This is a genomic window from Synergistaceae bacterium (assembly GCA_031267575.1).
In the GTDB taxonomy this organism is placed as follows: Bacteria; Synergistota; Synergistia; order Synergistales; family Aminobacteriaceae; genus JAIRYN01.
The window spans coordinates 1-13,441 of record JAIRYN010000030.1 but is presented as its reverse complement, the minus strand read 5'-3'; the positions used below and the strand labels follow the sequence as shown (position 1 = coordinate 13,441).

The window sequence follows — 13,441 nt, the reverse complement described above, 5'->3', positions numbered from 1 at the left end:
TTTCGTTTAACTGACTTTAACGCTCCACCAACTTTTCGACAGCGCTAGTCCCGGTTTGCGGGGATAGGTCAAGGGACAGGGGGCTTTTTTCTTCCAAATGACGAAGAAATAACTCCTGTCCTGAGGGCCATAGGGTATCAGGTCGGGCGAGGATAGAGCCAATTCGTCCCATTTGTTGCCCGCCTCGGTTAGTTCTTCCAGTTCCTCTAGGCCCTTTGGGCCTTTGAAGGCCAAGAGACGCCCGCCCGGCGCCGCCAGCGGAGATAAATACTCGGCCAGAACTCCCGTATGAGCCAACGCTCGGGCCTCAACAAGGGCATACGTTTCGCGGGCGACGAGGGCGTGTTCTTCGCAGCGTCCCCAGATTACGGAGACATTTTCGAGCTTCAACTCTTTCGCCATCTCCGACAGGGCGCGACACTTCTTTCGAGCGCTGTCCAGAAGTGTCACGGACAGGTCGGGGCGGCACAGGGCCCACACCATGCCGGGCAACCCCCCGCCGCTGCCCACGTCGATGACCTTGCCCGCTTTGGGCAATAAGGGCACAGAATAGAGGGAGTCTCTGACGTGGAGGTTGTAAAGCTCTTCCACGTCCCGAGAACCCGTCAGACGCGCCGCCGCGTAAGAAGCCAGAAGCTCCGCGTAGCGCCGGAGTTTCTCTCCCCACAGACTTTCTAATTTTATGATCTCTTCGTATCCATGGTGCTCTTTCTTCCGATCTGCATTCTTCATTTCTGCATTCTTCATTTCTCCATTCTCCATCTCTCTATTCTCCATCGCGTGCCTCCTCGAACACAAATTATATAACCGATTTATATAACCGATATAAAAACGTTATAATTCCTAGTCGACCATGCCCCAAACCCTCTCAAGAACACGATAGCGGGCCATACCGGTTTTTACGGTTACGGCCGCCCCAGAAGGTGATCCCTCGCCTAGAACCCTCGTAAAACTCCAGAATACGCTGAATTTCAGGGCCATAAGAGGCTTTTTTCTCCAGAGCGTCTTGCAGAGACTGGGTGAAGGTTCGCCTCTTGCTGTAAAGCTCTCGGTAGAAAGTCCGGATTTCCTCCAGGGTTTCGGGCGAAAAGCGGGCCCGTTTCAGCCCTACGGAGTTCAGTCCCATCAGGCGCAAGGGCTCCCCCGAAGCCAGTGTGAAATGGGGGACGTCTTTCGTGACCCGGTACAGCCCACCGATCATGCAGTAACTCCCGATGCGGACGAATTGGTGCACTCCGGCCATTCCTCCGAACACGGTGTAATCGCCTACAGTGACGTGGCCGGAGATTCCCACTTTATTGGCGATGGTCACATGACTCCCCAACCGCACGTTGTGGGCCAGGTGCACGCCGTCCATAATAAAACACCCATCTCCCACCAGCGTTTCGCAACCCTCGCCCGTAGCTCGGTTGATGGTGACGTTCTCGCGGATGATGTTGTCGTTCCCGATACGAACCCAGGATTCCTCTCCCTTGTATCCGTGGTCTTGAGGGTCGCCCCCTAGAGCGACGTATTCGTGAATACGGCAGTTTGTCCCGATAGAAACTTGGTCGTGTACGCTGACAAAAGCTCCCAAAATCGTGTTTGCCCCGATGACGACCTTCCCTTCCACGACACAGTAAGGTCCAACGCGAACCCCATCGCCCAGTTCCGCTGAAGGGGAAACGATAGCGGTCGGATGAATCGTGACGCTCATTCCCCTTTTTCCTCCTCCCCCGGCGCGCCGTTCTTCTTGAGGGTAGAGCCGAGCATGAAGCTCAACTCCGCTTCCGCCACCACCACATCGTCCACGTAGCCCGTGACCTTGGCCTTGCCCACGATACCGCGCACTTTCGTTAGTTCCGCCCGTGTGACGAGCTTGTCACCGGGACGCACCGGCTTACGGAACTTCGCCCTGTCAACGCCGGTAAGAAAAGCGATCGTTCCCCTCTGAGAATCTCCCATGCGCACGGCGACCAGTATCGACGCCACCTGCCCCATTGCTTCGAGGATCAGGACACCTGGCATCACCGGTTCTCCGGGAAAATGCCCCTGAAAGAAGGGTTCGTTGATCGTAACGTTTTTGTAACCCACAACGTGATTTTCACTGTACTCCAGAATGCGATCCACCATCAAGAAAGGATAGCGGTGGCGCAACATTCTCATAATTGTCATAATATCCATAAGCGACCCCCAAAAATTCGAATTTATCGCGCCACAGCGCGAAGCCTTTCTACCATTTGCAGATGTTGCGCGTGCCCGGAACGAACAGCTACCACGTGAGCCGCCACTGGCCGGCCCAAATTGGCCAGGTCTCCCAGAAGATCCAAGACTTTGTGACGCGCGAATTCGTCCCGAAAACGCAGCCCCCCCACCGTCTCTACGCCTCCTTCGTCCACCAGAATTGCGTTGTTCAGAGACCCGCCTAAGGCCAAGCCCGCGGCGCGCAACGCGTCTATGTCCTTCCTCAACGCGAAGGTGCGGGCCGGAGCTATCTCCCTCAGGTAATAGTTCCAAGTCTCGGAGTCCTCCGAGGGATCAAAGTAATCAAAAATCTGGGTCCCGATCGGAGCGGCGTCGTAGTCGATTACGTAAGTGACGTGAAAGGACGGCGACGGCAGCGCGATCACGAAACTAGAGGGTGCGTCCCGGATAGGACCGCCGACCTGGATGGGGCAGGACAGGCGAAAGGGGAGGGGTTCTTGGGCAGGCTGGACAGAAACGGACTTTTCCAGAATTTCCCTTGCCAGGTCTAGGGCACAGCCGTCAAGTCCCGGCATCTCCAAATCGGGTCCCGGTCCCGTCACGATCAGCTTTGCTCGCCATACCCCCAGGCCAGCTAAAGCCGACAAAACATGTTCACAAGTACGCACTCGTTTTCCGTCTGGAAAGATCAAATCGGACCCCCGCCCAGTTCCCGAAAGAGCCAACTGAGATAAAGAAGACCGTTGACCTTCTATTTCCAGAGACAAGGCTCCATCGAAAGGCTCAATGGTGAGAGCGTACTCTCGTCCCGAGTGCAGCCCTCTACCTTGGCGAAAAAGAGGTTGCGTTAGTCGGCGATACTTCATTTTTCGCTTTTCTCCCTTTTATTTTGCTCTCCTATGTCGTCCCGATGATTTCCCCAAACCGCGCGTTCCAGCCGCCGAAGACGCTCGTAAAGTTCAGGCAAACGCATCGTCAAAACCTGGGCTCGTTTCGCTTCGCTGTGGGGACGTGCGGGGAAACCCGAAACAACCATACCCGGCTGAATGCCGCTGGTAGCGCCCGCTCTGCCTGCCAAGATCGCCCCTTTCCCGACACGGACATGGTCGGAAACTCCAGCCTGAGCAGAGATCGTGACCCCGTCTTCCACAACGGAACTGCCTCCGATGCCGCTCATGGCACAGATAACACAGTTTTTTCCGATCCTGACGTTGTGTCCGATCTGAACGTGGTTGTCGATCTTGGTTCCGTCACCTATAACAGTATCCCCAATAGTACCCCGATCTATGGTAGCGCAGGCCCCTATTTCCACCTCATCACCCACGGTCACGTTGCCCACCTGGGGAATCTTGAGGATGCCCTCCGGGGAGGGGATGAAGCCGAACCCGTCACACCCCAGGACGCAACCCGCGTGAATCAGGCAGTTTTTCCCCACCTGAGTTCCGGCCATCAACGTCACGTGGGGCTCCAACACGGTTCCAGATCCCACGCGGCTCTCCCGTCCCACGTAGACGTTGGCTTGGAGCTGGACCTCCGCCGCCACGGAGGCGCCGGGCTCCACCACGCAAAAGGGACCCACCCAAGCGTCTTCGGACACTGTGGCCTTGGGGGAGACCTCGGCGAAGGGGTGAATGCCCCTTGGCGCCGGCTCGGAAGGAATAAAAAACTTCAACAAGGCGGGCAAATTTTTCCGCGGATTCTGGGAGGAGAGACCCAACCATCCCTTTAAACCTACCAAAAACTCCGGTTTTGCCAGCAGGGGAACGTCCTCGCCACCGTGACTTCGAATGATGCCCAGGCTTTTTGCGTCCCAGACTACGCACAGAGTATGAGGATCTCCTTCTTCGGGAGACGCAACGCCTCGAATGACGCGGCTCCCATCTCCAACCACCTCTAGGCCCAACGCCTCGCCCAGTTTTGAAAGGGTCGTCTCAAAATTCCGCTTCATTTCGGCTGCTTTTTTCTCCTTCCAAATTTTGTCAACATCTTTTGTTAGCGGCGTTGCGATTCTCATCCAACGGCTGAAGCCGTTGGCTTTCTCATCGCTTTATCGTAAACGTTCAAGCTAGCGAAGTCCATGCTCTGCTTCGTGAGCACGCCCTACAGCAGTAAGACGCCTCTTATCCCCACTTTTTCGTCGTAGCGGCCGTCATAGTGGAGTTCCATCGAGAGGTGTTCGTCGATACGATACCCCAGGGCCGCGTTGTGTCCTCCCTCGTCACTATAACGCCACCAGGCATAAAGGCGCCGGATGCCTCCGGAATCCCACCAGGCCCGGTACCAGATATTCTGCTCCGGCCATTCCATCTCGATTCCTAGGCGAAATTGACGCCCCAGAGGGAAGCGTAGCCCCAGACGGTTCGTAAGGCCGAACTCTCCGATGTCTACCACCGCCTCGTTGTAAAGTTCCAAGTCAATCCCCGACCATTGTCGCGTATTCCAACCCGCCAATAGTCCCAGTTCGGGGTAACGTTCCTTGACTCCCGCGTAGGCTGCTATCCAGACCTGGAAAATAAATCGTTCGCTGTTCACTATGGCATCTACCTTGGAGACTTGATCAGGCATAAACACTACATCTACTCGAGAGCGGGTGTTCGAGACGGTGTTGCGATCCTTCAACAAGCTCCGGGCCAAGAGTTCCGCGTCCTCCCGGTGAACGGTGATCCACTCTACCGGCAAACCAATGATTGACGAAAGGCCGGGGATGAGCTTCACCGTCAGGTCCGACTGAAACATGACAGGCAGGGTGGTGGAAAAGATGGAGGGCGTTACGGCCAGCACCAGGGGCTGACGGGGGCGAAAAGAAATTTGAAGGGTTCCTGCGCTCCGGGCTGGATCGTTGAGGTCGCTGTCTAAATGTGCCAAGAGGGAAAAGTCCCAACCCGGTAATCGGCGTTTCACAATCTCTCCAATCCGGTCCTTCAGCGCGGAATCCGCCCAAGTGAGAACCTCTACCGGCGTCCCCTTCAAAAGAGGCGCCACTTCGTCCACCATGCCTGACGTATCCCTCTCGAACCACGAAATAACCGGATCTCGCAGCTCCGGTAAAGCCAAACTGGCGCTCCACTCCACCGGATTCCGAGCTTTAAAAGAGACGTGGGGCTTCAATAGTTTCAATAGTTTCAATGGGCAACCTTGGCTTACCTTGCTCTCGGTATCCACAGTTATGTCATAGCCGGGAAAAAGGCGGCTGGCCACCAACGCCAAAGTCTCCAAACGAAACCTCGCGTCCCCTGCCGAGATCTCCTCCCATACAGCCAAGAGGCCACGGGCAACGTGGGCTTCGAGCCAACTGGGTACACCATCGAGTTCTAGTTTGGACTCCATTTCGGCTTTCATTTCGACTTTCATCGCGGCCAGGGACGTCGTGAGAAAGGGGGCGCTAAAAAAAAGGGCTGTAGCCAGACAACCAGCCGCCACAGCCCTACAAGTAAAATTCCTTGTCGATAAAGGGCGGGTCTCAGAACATCTGGCCGAAGCCGAAATAGGTTCTGTTTTCATCGCCACCCACAGCGTAGTCCAGGCGAATCTGTCCCAAGGGGGTTTTCACCCGCAGGCCAAGGCCGTAGTTGTCGTAGTATTCGCTCCAATCCATGCTATCCGCCGCGTTCCCCACGTCGTAGAAACCCACAAGCTCGAAGTTTTTTTGCACGGGCACCCGGAGCTCGAAGTTCCCTAAGATAACGTTGCTACCCTCGAAGGTTCGGCTGTGATAACCACGAAGGGTGTTCATGCCCCCCAAGGTGTAACGAGCAAAGGCGGGAAGATCGTCTACCGTGGACGAGCCGATCCGCACACGGGCCGCCAAAAGGATCGGATTCTCCTCTCCCCACATGCCCTCCGTGTCGATAATACCATCCACGTATCGATTGAGAGGCATGTAGTAACGGGCCTGAGTCCAGTACTTCAGATAATTATAGTCGCCTCCGAGCACCTCCGCCGCCTGTTCCAAAGTCGTTTCCCAGACGATGCCCTTGGAATAGGGCAGGTAGGGGTCGCGTTTATCCAGCGTGAACAGCAACTCGCCGGAGAAATTCACGCCGTCCCACATAGTCAAATCGTCGTAGTAATTCGTGATGCCTCTATGGATGTTATCGTAGGTTACATCCCGCCAGTTGAGAGAGAAAAACCAGGACCACTCTTCCTCACGACCGAACTTCTTGCCTAATCCCGCGGAAATCCCAAAGTTGGTCTCGTCGTATTCGAATTGTTTTTCCTCGTTGTGAAAGTAATACTGATCGATGAAATCACGGTAGGTGATGCCCACTCGCCAGCCATAGGTGCGCTTATCCATATAAGGACTCGCGTAGGTGGCCCAATAACTGGCCTCGTCTCCCTCTTCGAAACCGATGTTGAGCTGGTGCCCCAGTCCGTTCAAGTTGTTTTCGGTGAAGGAAATACCTCCACTGACTCCAGTCTCCGTCCCATAACCTATGTTGAATCCGATAGCAGCAGTCTTCTTTTCCCTGACCGTGAGGATCATGTCTAAGACATCAATCTGGTTATCGGGAGAGTCGAAACCCACGTTGACATCCTCGAAGTACCCCAGTCCCTGGAGGTTCCCTAACTGATGCCTGAACTGGATCACGTTGAAGAGATCTCCTTTTTGCATCTTGATCTGCCGACGAATGACGTAGGTTTTCGTTTTTCTATTGCCCTGAATGATAATATCGCCCACCCGAGGTTCCACAATCTGGACCTCGATGAAGCCGCCCTGAATGTTGACGTCCGCCACGCGCGCCATCACGTAGCCGTCTTTGTGGTATTTTTCTTGAATACGATCAAGGTCGTTTCGGAAAAACACCCGATTGAAAACAGCGCCCTTCTGGGTGAAAACCTCCTTCATCAGGTCCTCACTTTTGTAGACGGTGTTTCCGGTAAAAATAATCTCCTCCACCACGGGATTTTCCATAACGGAGTAGACCACCGTCACTCCTTCCAAGCTTGCGCTCAGGTCCACATCCACAAAAGAAAAAAAACCTTGATTGTAGATGGCCTCGATATCTCTCTGCAATCTATCCCTGTCCAGGGGGTCGCCCGCTTTCGTCTCCACCACGCCTAAAATGTACTCCAACGTCACTTGTTCGTTTCCTCTCACCCCGACGGAAACCACCTGCGAATCGGCCGCCCACGCGACGCCGTGGCTCGTCAACAAGACAAAACACAGGACAGCAAAACGCCATCCTCCCCAACGTCTCGTCACGCGCTCATCGCTCCCTTCCATATTTTTATAAGGACCACATTTTTATAAGGACCTTGTTTTTATAAGGACCTTGTTTTGTAAAGACCTTTACTTTTGCGAAAAATCTTTTGCAAAAGTCGCCCCATTTTTCATTGTTCCTATTTTCATTGTTCCTATAGCTATCTTTCTATTACAATAATCGACTCCTGTTGTTTCATCGCCTTTTCTCCCGTCCGCACCAACGACAAAATGCGGTCGTAGGGTATTCTGGGGGTCTCCGGACCTTCAGAGTCCTTCGTCGGTTCCGGGCTTGGCGTCTTCAGGATGACCGCAGGTTTCTCTGCGAATTTTCCCATAGCAACCGCCGTTGCCGTCACTGGTTTAAAGTCTATTTTCTCCTCCTTCTCCTCTGATCGCTGAGCGGAGGCAAAGGAGTTGGCGTCGCTCAGATGTTTACGTAGGTTACTCAACAGCGTTTTTTCATCTGGAGTTACCCACTCTAGGGAGGGGGAATCCTGTCCTGTCCAAAGAGCCTTTTCTCCTCGGGGCACGTTTTCAAGCAAAGCCACAGGAGTCGCCGCAGCTAACACCACGGTCATGGCCCAAAAAGCCACTTTGGCCGGTAGCCAGGCATCCCTTTTTCGTGTCCTTACGGTGTATTGCTTTTCTAGTTTTTCCCAAACTTCATTCCTGAGCAGTTCGACGTCAGCGCGCGCGCATTCCGCATCCATCAACGCGCTCTCCAAAGCGCCAGTTTTATACGCCTTCAAACACCGATCAAGCCACCGAGCGATACCGGCTATGCGTTTTTCCACAAAGTTCGCCTCCCACATCGCGACAAGCGTTTTCCTCATTTTGTTATGTTATCCCAGGGAAGACGTTTTTTATGGCGTTTGGGAAGCGGCAAGTCCGAGCCACGCCCGGATCTTTGTCACGGCGTTTCGCCTTAAACGGTACACATGGGAAACGTCGATTTTCTGTTCGTCAGCCACTTCCGAAGGATGCTTGCCCTCGAAAAAGAGAGCGGAAACCACTAGGGCTTCTTTTCCCTCTAGGTGGTCGATGCTCTCGGCTACGTCCACCCATTCTTCATCCGGTAGCTCAGGCTGCTCGACAAACAATTGATCGTCGTCCACAGGAATAGGGGCACGGCGCTCCGATCGGTCCAGCAGATTGATCATCTGCCCTCGGATCCGGTGATAGGCATAAGTAGTAAAACGCAGGTCTCGCTCTGGAGCGAAACGGTCCACCGCGGAGATCAAGGCCAGCATTCCTTCCTGAACCACATCCTGCCGCAGAGCAGGGTAGACTTTGAATTTACCCGCCAACCAGAAAACCAGAGGGCGATAAGCGATGATGAGCTCTTCTCTGGCCTCCGGGCTACCCTCCCGGCAGAGCGACCAAAGCGCTTTTTCCCTTTCCCGCTCCATGCCGCCCTCCTATCTTCCTTTTCGATTCCTTGACATACTCCCACGACTAAAGTCATGGGATTCTAAGATCGACAAAGACAGCTGACTAAAACCGGTCTTACGTCTTCTCCTTTAAGAGTGGATGCCCCCACTCTGAGAATATTTACAACCATAGTAATTTTACCATACAGGTAGGGTGATATCCGTCAGCTCTTCCTTTAGGTGAAGTTCGTCGTTGGAAAAAGCCAGAAGAGTCTGATCTTTTCGCACCTCAATGCCGTTCAAAGCGCAGTTGGACGCTTTGATGTTCCACACGACGTGGGGGTCCAGGCCCAATAACACCGAAAACAACGCCCTCATAATGCCACCGTGGGATACGACGACAACGCGTTTTCCTTCCTCACGTAAAACGACCTCTATCGCTCGTTCGGCCCGGATCCGGATGGACTCCCAGGTTTCGGCCCCCTCTGGCGCGCGGAAAAAAGGATCTTTCATCCATTTTCTCATGAGATCGGGATATTGACATCGGATGTTTTCAAAACTCTGATTTTCCCAAGGGCCGAAGTCCACCTCCACCAAGTCATTGAGGACAATAGGCTTCCGCCCGTGGCGGTTAGCGATAGGCTGAGCCGTTTGACAGGCCCGAATCATAGGGCTGGTGTACACTGCGTCCACCGGCCACTTGGCCAGGCGGTCCGCTGTTTTTTCCGCTTGAGCTAGGCCCTTGTCGTTGAGAGGTATGTCGGTACGCCCCTGAAATCTGTGAGCGTCGTTCCAGTCCGTTCGCCCGTGGCGCATCAACACGATATTCCTAACGATATTCCTATCATGAAAAGCGTCGCCGAAATTCTTCTCTGACAATTTTCTCCGACACAACCTTTCTTATTGTCGACGTATACGCGGAAATCATGAAATTATAACATCCAAAACTAAGGATCCAAAACTAAGGATTCAAAACTAAGGATCTAAAACTAAGGATGAAGACACGTCATCATGTGCGGAAAACGGCCTGAGAATCCAATCGAAAGCCCACCGTTTGGTCGACGACGGCCTTCAGAATGGCATCCTTTCCGCTTGCGGGGACCTTCAGGTTTAAGTATTTCGCGAACTGTTTGAGGTCGGAAACCTTCATTTTGAGTCCACTCAGGTACTTTGTGGCATCGGTTCTGCTCGTACAGGAGAAAAGCGCCGTTTTGTACTCCTTAAACGCGGGCGCGAAAACGGAAGTCGCGGAAGATCCATTGGTCTTGTCAGTACCTCTTGCCTTGGGAAATTCGCATTTGAACTTCATGCTGCCATCGATGATTTGCTCCAGTTGCTGCTCGTCGAGCTTGCTCAAGTCGGTCAATATTTTTTTTATCGCGTCAATAATTTTTTTTGATTCCACGCCTTATAGACCCGCCTTCGCGATAAATTCCTCGGAGAGATCCGCTATTTCCGCGATAATGCCGGGCAAAGCGCTGCTGGCGCTGTGAGTGAGGTATACGGGAATACCATCGTTGGGGGCCGGCGCGTAGATATTGGTGTTTTCCCTCAAACCTGGGAAAAGGTGGTATCCCCTCTGCGCCACTTGGCCTAGGTAGAGTTGATTTGAAGCGATGGGGGATCTGCCGTACAACGACAGCATGGTGGGAACGACACCGAGGGTCTTGGGGAAAATGTTCGTGAAAGGCTTTCCCACCTCCTCCACGAATTGATTGTGCTTTTCAACGTAAAGATTGGAGTTCCGATGGAGCTGCTCTATGCCCAAGGTTGAAAGGTAATCCATCTTGGCGGGAACAAGGTAAAAGTCGCTTGCGGTAAGCGCGTTCTTGACGACGGTATTGAAGCTTGGAGGACAGTCGATCAAAACCATGTCGTAATCTCCTTCCAGCGTTCTGATGGCGTTTCGGAGGTAGTTATGCACGGTCAGGAAATTATACTTGAGAATTTGCTCGTTTCCTCCTCCCAGACACATCGCCAGGTCTGTATCGACGCTAATAAGTTCCAGATGGGAACTGATGAGACTCAGGTCGACGTCCTCGATCTTCAGAGGAATGACCAAAGAACTCAAAGGCGTCGTCGGTCCCGTACCGTTGAGGATAGGACAGAAGAAATTTCTGAGGGTCTTTTCCTCGGCATAACTCTCGATCCACTTTTCGTTTGTCATGAACGAAAGCGTCAGGTTCGTCTGGGGGTCTAGATCAATCATGAGTACCCGTTTTCCCTTGGAGGCGGCATATGTCGCGATGTTGGAGGTAATCGTGGTCTTTCCCACGCCGCCCTTATAGTTGATGATAGACACGACTTTCATATTCTTCTCTTTCTTCTCTCCTTTTGAAACCTCGGCTTGGGGATTCGAGCCTTCAACACTCGCCGAACGGGCTCCATCCCGTTGAGCTTGAACAACTACAAAACCGGAATGGGACGCCTCCAAAATCTCGATTTTGGAGCGAAGCGCTTCCATTTCGCGTTCGATGTCGTTTTTAGCTTTCCGAAGGTCCACGACTTCCTTTTGAAGATCGGTCGGATTAAAGCATTTCGGATTGAAGCATTGAAGATCGGATTGAAAACCGTCGGATTGAAAACCGGACGAAATTGGAACTCGATAGCTTCGTTCATGCCAAGGTCTTTTACGCCACATGCCTTTCCCGTCAACGATGCTTTGACGTCGGAGGCACAATAAAAAGAGGCAGGCGAAAGATGTCCAAGAAACAAGACCCATCAGGAAAAATCTCATCTCAATCCCTCCATCTCCAATTGCGAGATTCCGCCACAGTCGCCGAAACTCGCCTCCATAACTTTAAAGTAGCTTAACGAAAGACTTTACAGATAAAAAAGCTTTCCAGCATCTATTCTATCATTTGATCCGGGCAGAATCCATGAACAGAACTTACGTATTTCCACCTATTGAACTCGAAGGAGTAAAAAGCTATTATTCCACTTGTGAAAATGATTAGCACTCTTTAACAAAGACTGCTAACATTAAAATATCAGGAGGGATTGTTTATGAATCTCAAACCGCTTGGAGACAGAATTGTAGTCAAAGTTCTCAGCCGTGAGGAAAAGACAAAGGGCGGCATCGTTCTACCCGATACGGCTAAAGAAAAGCCTACCGAGGGCGAGGTTATGGCCATCGGTTCAGGTAAGGTGCTGGACAATGGTCAGAAGTTGCCTATTGAGGTAAAGGTCGGCGACCGAATTATCTTCAGCAAGTACGCGGGTACTGAGGTCAAGATCGACAGCGAGGAGTACGTCATCTTCAGCGAGCGGGACGTGCTCGCTATCATCGAGAAGTAATCTAAGAGTCAGCTTAGAGGAGGATTATATACTATGGCTAAAATTCTTGCTTTCAGTGAGGACGCCCGCCGCGCTATGCTTCGCGGGATCGATAAAGTCGCGGACACGGTGGGTGTGACGTTAGGACCCAAGGGTCGCAACGTTGTGCTTGAAAAGAAATTCGGTTCCCCCACCATCACCAATGACGGCGTTACCATCGCCAAGGAAATCGAGCTGGAAGATCCCTTTGAGAACGCGGGAGCCCAGTTGTTGAAAGAAGTCGCCTCCAAGACTAACGACATCGCCGGAGACGGCACCACCACCGCTACCATTTTCTCTCGGGCCATTATTCGTGAGGGTATGAAGAACGTGGCCGCAGGCGCCAACGGAATGCAGATGCGGTCTGGCATTGAAAAGGCCATCGACTTCGTCGTGGAAGAGCTGAAAAAGAAATCCATTCCCGTCAAAGAAAAAGAAAAAATTGCTCAGGTCGCCGCTATCTCCGCCAACGACGCCGGCGTGGGGGCGTTGATCTCCGAGGCCATGGCGAAGGTGGGCGAAGAGGGCGTCATCACCGTGGAGGACAGCCAGACCGTAGGTACCACCCTGGAGATGGTCGAGGGATTGCAGTTCGACAAGGGTTACATCAGCCCCTACATGGTCACCGATGGCGAGCGCATGGAGACCAGTTTCGACGATGCCTACATCCTCATCCACGACGGCAAGATCAGCAATATTAAAGACCTGCTGCCCGTTTTAGAAAAGGTTGTCCAGACTGGCAAGCCCCTGGTGATCATCGCCGAAGACGTGGAGGGCGAGGCCCTGGCCACATTGGTGGTCAACAAACTGCGCGGCGTCATGCAGGTAGTGGCCGTCAAAGCGCCTGGGTTCGGCGACCGTCGTAAGGCTATGCTGGCCGACATCGCCATCGTTACCGGCGGTCAGGTCATCAGCGAGGAAGTGGGCCTGAAGTTCGAGAATACCGAGCTTTCCATGCTGGGCAAGGCCAAGAAGGTCCGCATCACCAAAGAGGACACGACCATCACTCAGGGCGCGGGCAATCCTGATGAGATCCGTAAACGCGCTTCTCAGATCAAGAAAGAAATCGAAGACTCCACCTCCGACTACGACAAAGAGAAGCTCCAGGAGCGTTTGGCGAAACTGGTGGGCGGCGTGGCTGTGATCCAGGTGGGTTCTGCAACGGAGACCGAGCAGAAAGAGCTGAAGCACCGCATTGAGGACGCGCTGAACGCGACCCGGGCGGCCGTCGAGGAAGGTATCGTAGCCGGCGGCGGCGTCGCTCCGATCAACTGCTCCGGCGCTCTGGAGGGATTTGTCGCCAAGCTGGAGGGCGACGTCAAGACGGGGGCGCAGATCGTTTTGAAGGCATTGAAGGCACCTCTCTTCC

At 53.3% G+C, this 13,441-nt stretch carries 14 protein-coding genes; 2 read left to right on the top strand and 12 right to left on the bottom strand.

Annotation, left to right across the window (positions count from 1 at the left end; genetic code table 11):
- Positions 1-6: 6 nt before the first annotated feature.
- The 12 genes from rsmG to LBJ36_03950 all read right to left on the bottom strand — a co-directional run bounded on the left by rsmG (position 7) and on the right by LBJ36_03950 (position 11,260).
- Entirely contained in the window at positions 7-777 is a 771-nt protein-coding gene (gene rsmG, locus LBJ36_04005; GenBank protein ID MDR1378194.1) for a 16S rRNA (guanine(527)-N(7))-methyltransferase RsmG, read from the bottom strand.
- 91 nt (positions 778-868) lie between these two features.
- The gene (gene lpxA, locus LBJ36_04000) at positions 869-1,696 is read right to left on the bottom strand and encodes an acyl-ACP--UDP-N-acetylglucosamine O-acyltransferase (GenBank protein ID MDR1378193.1); all 828 of its coding nucleotides are present in this window, start codon (positions 1,694-1,696) and stop codon (positions 869-871) included.
- The gene (gene fabZ, locus LBJ36_03995; GenBank protein MDR1378192.1) at positions 1,693-2,163 is read right to left on the bottom strand and encodes a 3-hydroxyacyl-ACP dehydratase FabZ; all 471 of its coding nucleotides are present in this window, start codon (positions 2,161-2,163) and stop codon (positions 1,693-1,695) included. Before fabZ ends, lpxA begins: the two co-directional genes overlap by 4 nt.
- 23 nt (positions 2,164-2,186) lie before the next feature.
- Positions 2,187-3,050, bottom strand: a complete 864-nt coding sequence (locus tag LBJ36_03990) for a UDP-3-O-acyl-N-acetylglucosamine deacetylase (GenBank protein ID MDR1378191.1) — start codon at positions 3,048-3,050, stop codon at positions 2,187-2,189.
- Complete coding sequence (gene lpxD, locus LBJ36_03985; GenBank protein ID MDR1378190.1) at positions 3,047-4,132, bottom strand: UDP-3-O-(3-hydroxymyristoyl)glucosamine N-acyltransferase; 1,086 nt, start codon at positions 4,130-4,132, stop codon at positions 3,047-3,049. The genes LBJ36_03990 and lpxD overlap by 4 nt, the downstream gene beginning before the upstream one ends.
- 152 nt (positions 4,133-4,284) lie before the next feature.
- The gene (locus LBJ36_03980) at positions 4,285-5,604 is read right to left on the bottom strand and encodes a hypothetical protein (protein MDR1378189.1); all 1,320 of its coding nucleotides are present in this window, start codon (positions 5,602-5,604) and stop codon (positions 4,285-4,287) included.
- Between the two features lie 40 nt (positions 5,605-5,644).
- A complete protein-coding gene (locus tag LBJ36_03975; GenBank protein ID MDR1378188.1) occupies positions 5,645-7,387 on the bottom strand; it encodes a BamA/TamA family outer membrane protein in 1,743 nt (580 codons plus the stop codon).
- A gap of 158 nt (positions 7,388-7,545) precedes the next feature.
- Positions 7,546-8,220: a hypothetical protein gene (locus LBJ36_03970; protein ID MDR1378187.1), complete on the bottom strand. Its 675-nt coding sequence runs from the start codon at positions 8,218-8,220 to the stop codon at positions 7,546-7,548.
- Between the two features lie 30 nt (positions 8,221-8,250).
- On the bottom strand, positions 8,251-8,796 hold the full coding sequence (locus LBJ36_03965) for a sigma-70 family RNA polymerase sigma factor (GenBank protein ID MDR1378186.1): 546 nt from the start codon (positions 8,794-8,796) through the stop codon (positions 8,251-8,253).
- Positions 8,797-8,955: 159 nt separating this feature from the next.
- The gene (locus tag LBJ36_03960) at positions 8,956-9,636 is read right to left on the bottom strand and encodes a histidine phosphatase family protein (GenBank protein ID MDR1378185.1); all 681 of its coding nucleotides are present in this window, start codon (positions 9,634-9,636) and stop codon (positions 8,956-8,958) included.
- 130 nt (positions 9,637-9,766) lie between these two features.
- Positions 9,767-10,162 carry a hypothetical protein gene (locus LBJ36_03955; protein ID MDR1378184.1) on the bottom strand — a complete coding sequence of 132 codons (396 nt, stop codon included), beginning with the start codon at positions 10,160-10,162 and terminating at the stop codon, positions 9,767-9,769.
- Between the two features lie 3 nt (positions 10,163-10,165).
- Complete coding sequence (locus tag LBJ36_03950; GenBank protein MDR1378183.1) at positions 10,166-11,260, bottom strand: AAA family ATPase; 1,095 nt, start codon at positions 11,258-11,260, stop codon at positions 10,166-10,168.
- Between the two features lie 503 nt (positions 11,261-11,763).
- On the opposite strand from LBJ36_03950, the gene groES reads away from it, so the two are divergent.
- Complete coding sequence (groES, locus tag LBJ36_03945) at positions 11,764-12,054, top strand: co-chaperone GroES (GenBank protein ID MDR1378182.1); 291 nt, start codon at positions 11,764-11,766, stop codon at positions 12,052-12,054.
- Positions 12,055-12,087: 33 nt separating this feature from the next.
- Positions 12,088-13,441, top strand: a 1,354-nt coding sequence (gene groL, locus LBJ36_03940; protein MDR1378181.1) for a chaperonin GroEL, incomplete at its 3' end; no start/stop codon positions are given.

Coding starts and splice junctions, on each gene's coding strand:
- rsmG (MDR1378194.1), bottom strand. CDS start 777: ATGGAGAATAGAGAGATGGAGAATGGAGAAATGAAGAATGCAGAAATG.
- lpxA (MDR1378193.1), bottom strand. CDS start 1,696: ATGAGCGTCACGATTCATCCGACCGCTATCGTTTCCCCTTCAGCGGAA.
- fabZ (MDR1378192.1), bottom strand. CDS start 2,163: ATGGATATTATGACAATTATGAGAATGTTGCGCCACCGCTATCCTTTC.
- LBJ36_03990 (MDR1378191.1), bottom strand. CDS start 3,050: ATGAAGTATCGCCGACTAACGCAACCTCTTTTTCGCCAAGGTAGAGGG.
- lpxD (MDR1378190.1), bottom strand. CDS start 4,132: ATGAAGCGGAATTTTGAGACGACCCTTTCAAAACTGGGCGAGGCGTTG.
- LBJ36_03970 (MDR1378187.1), bottom strand. CDS start 8,220: ATGAGGAAAACGCTTGTCGCGATGTGGGAGGCGAACTTTGTGGAAAAA.
- LBJ36_03965 (MDR1378186.1), bottom strand. CDS start 8,796: ATGGAGCGGGAAAGGGAAAAAGCGCTTTGGTCGCTCTGCCGGGAGGGT.
- groES (MDR1378182.1), top strand. CDS start 11,764: ATGAATCTCAAACCGCTTGGAGACAGAATTGTAGTCAAAGTTCTCAGC.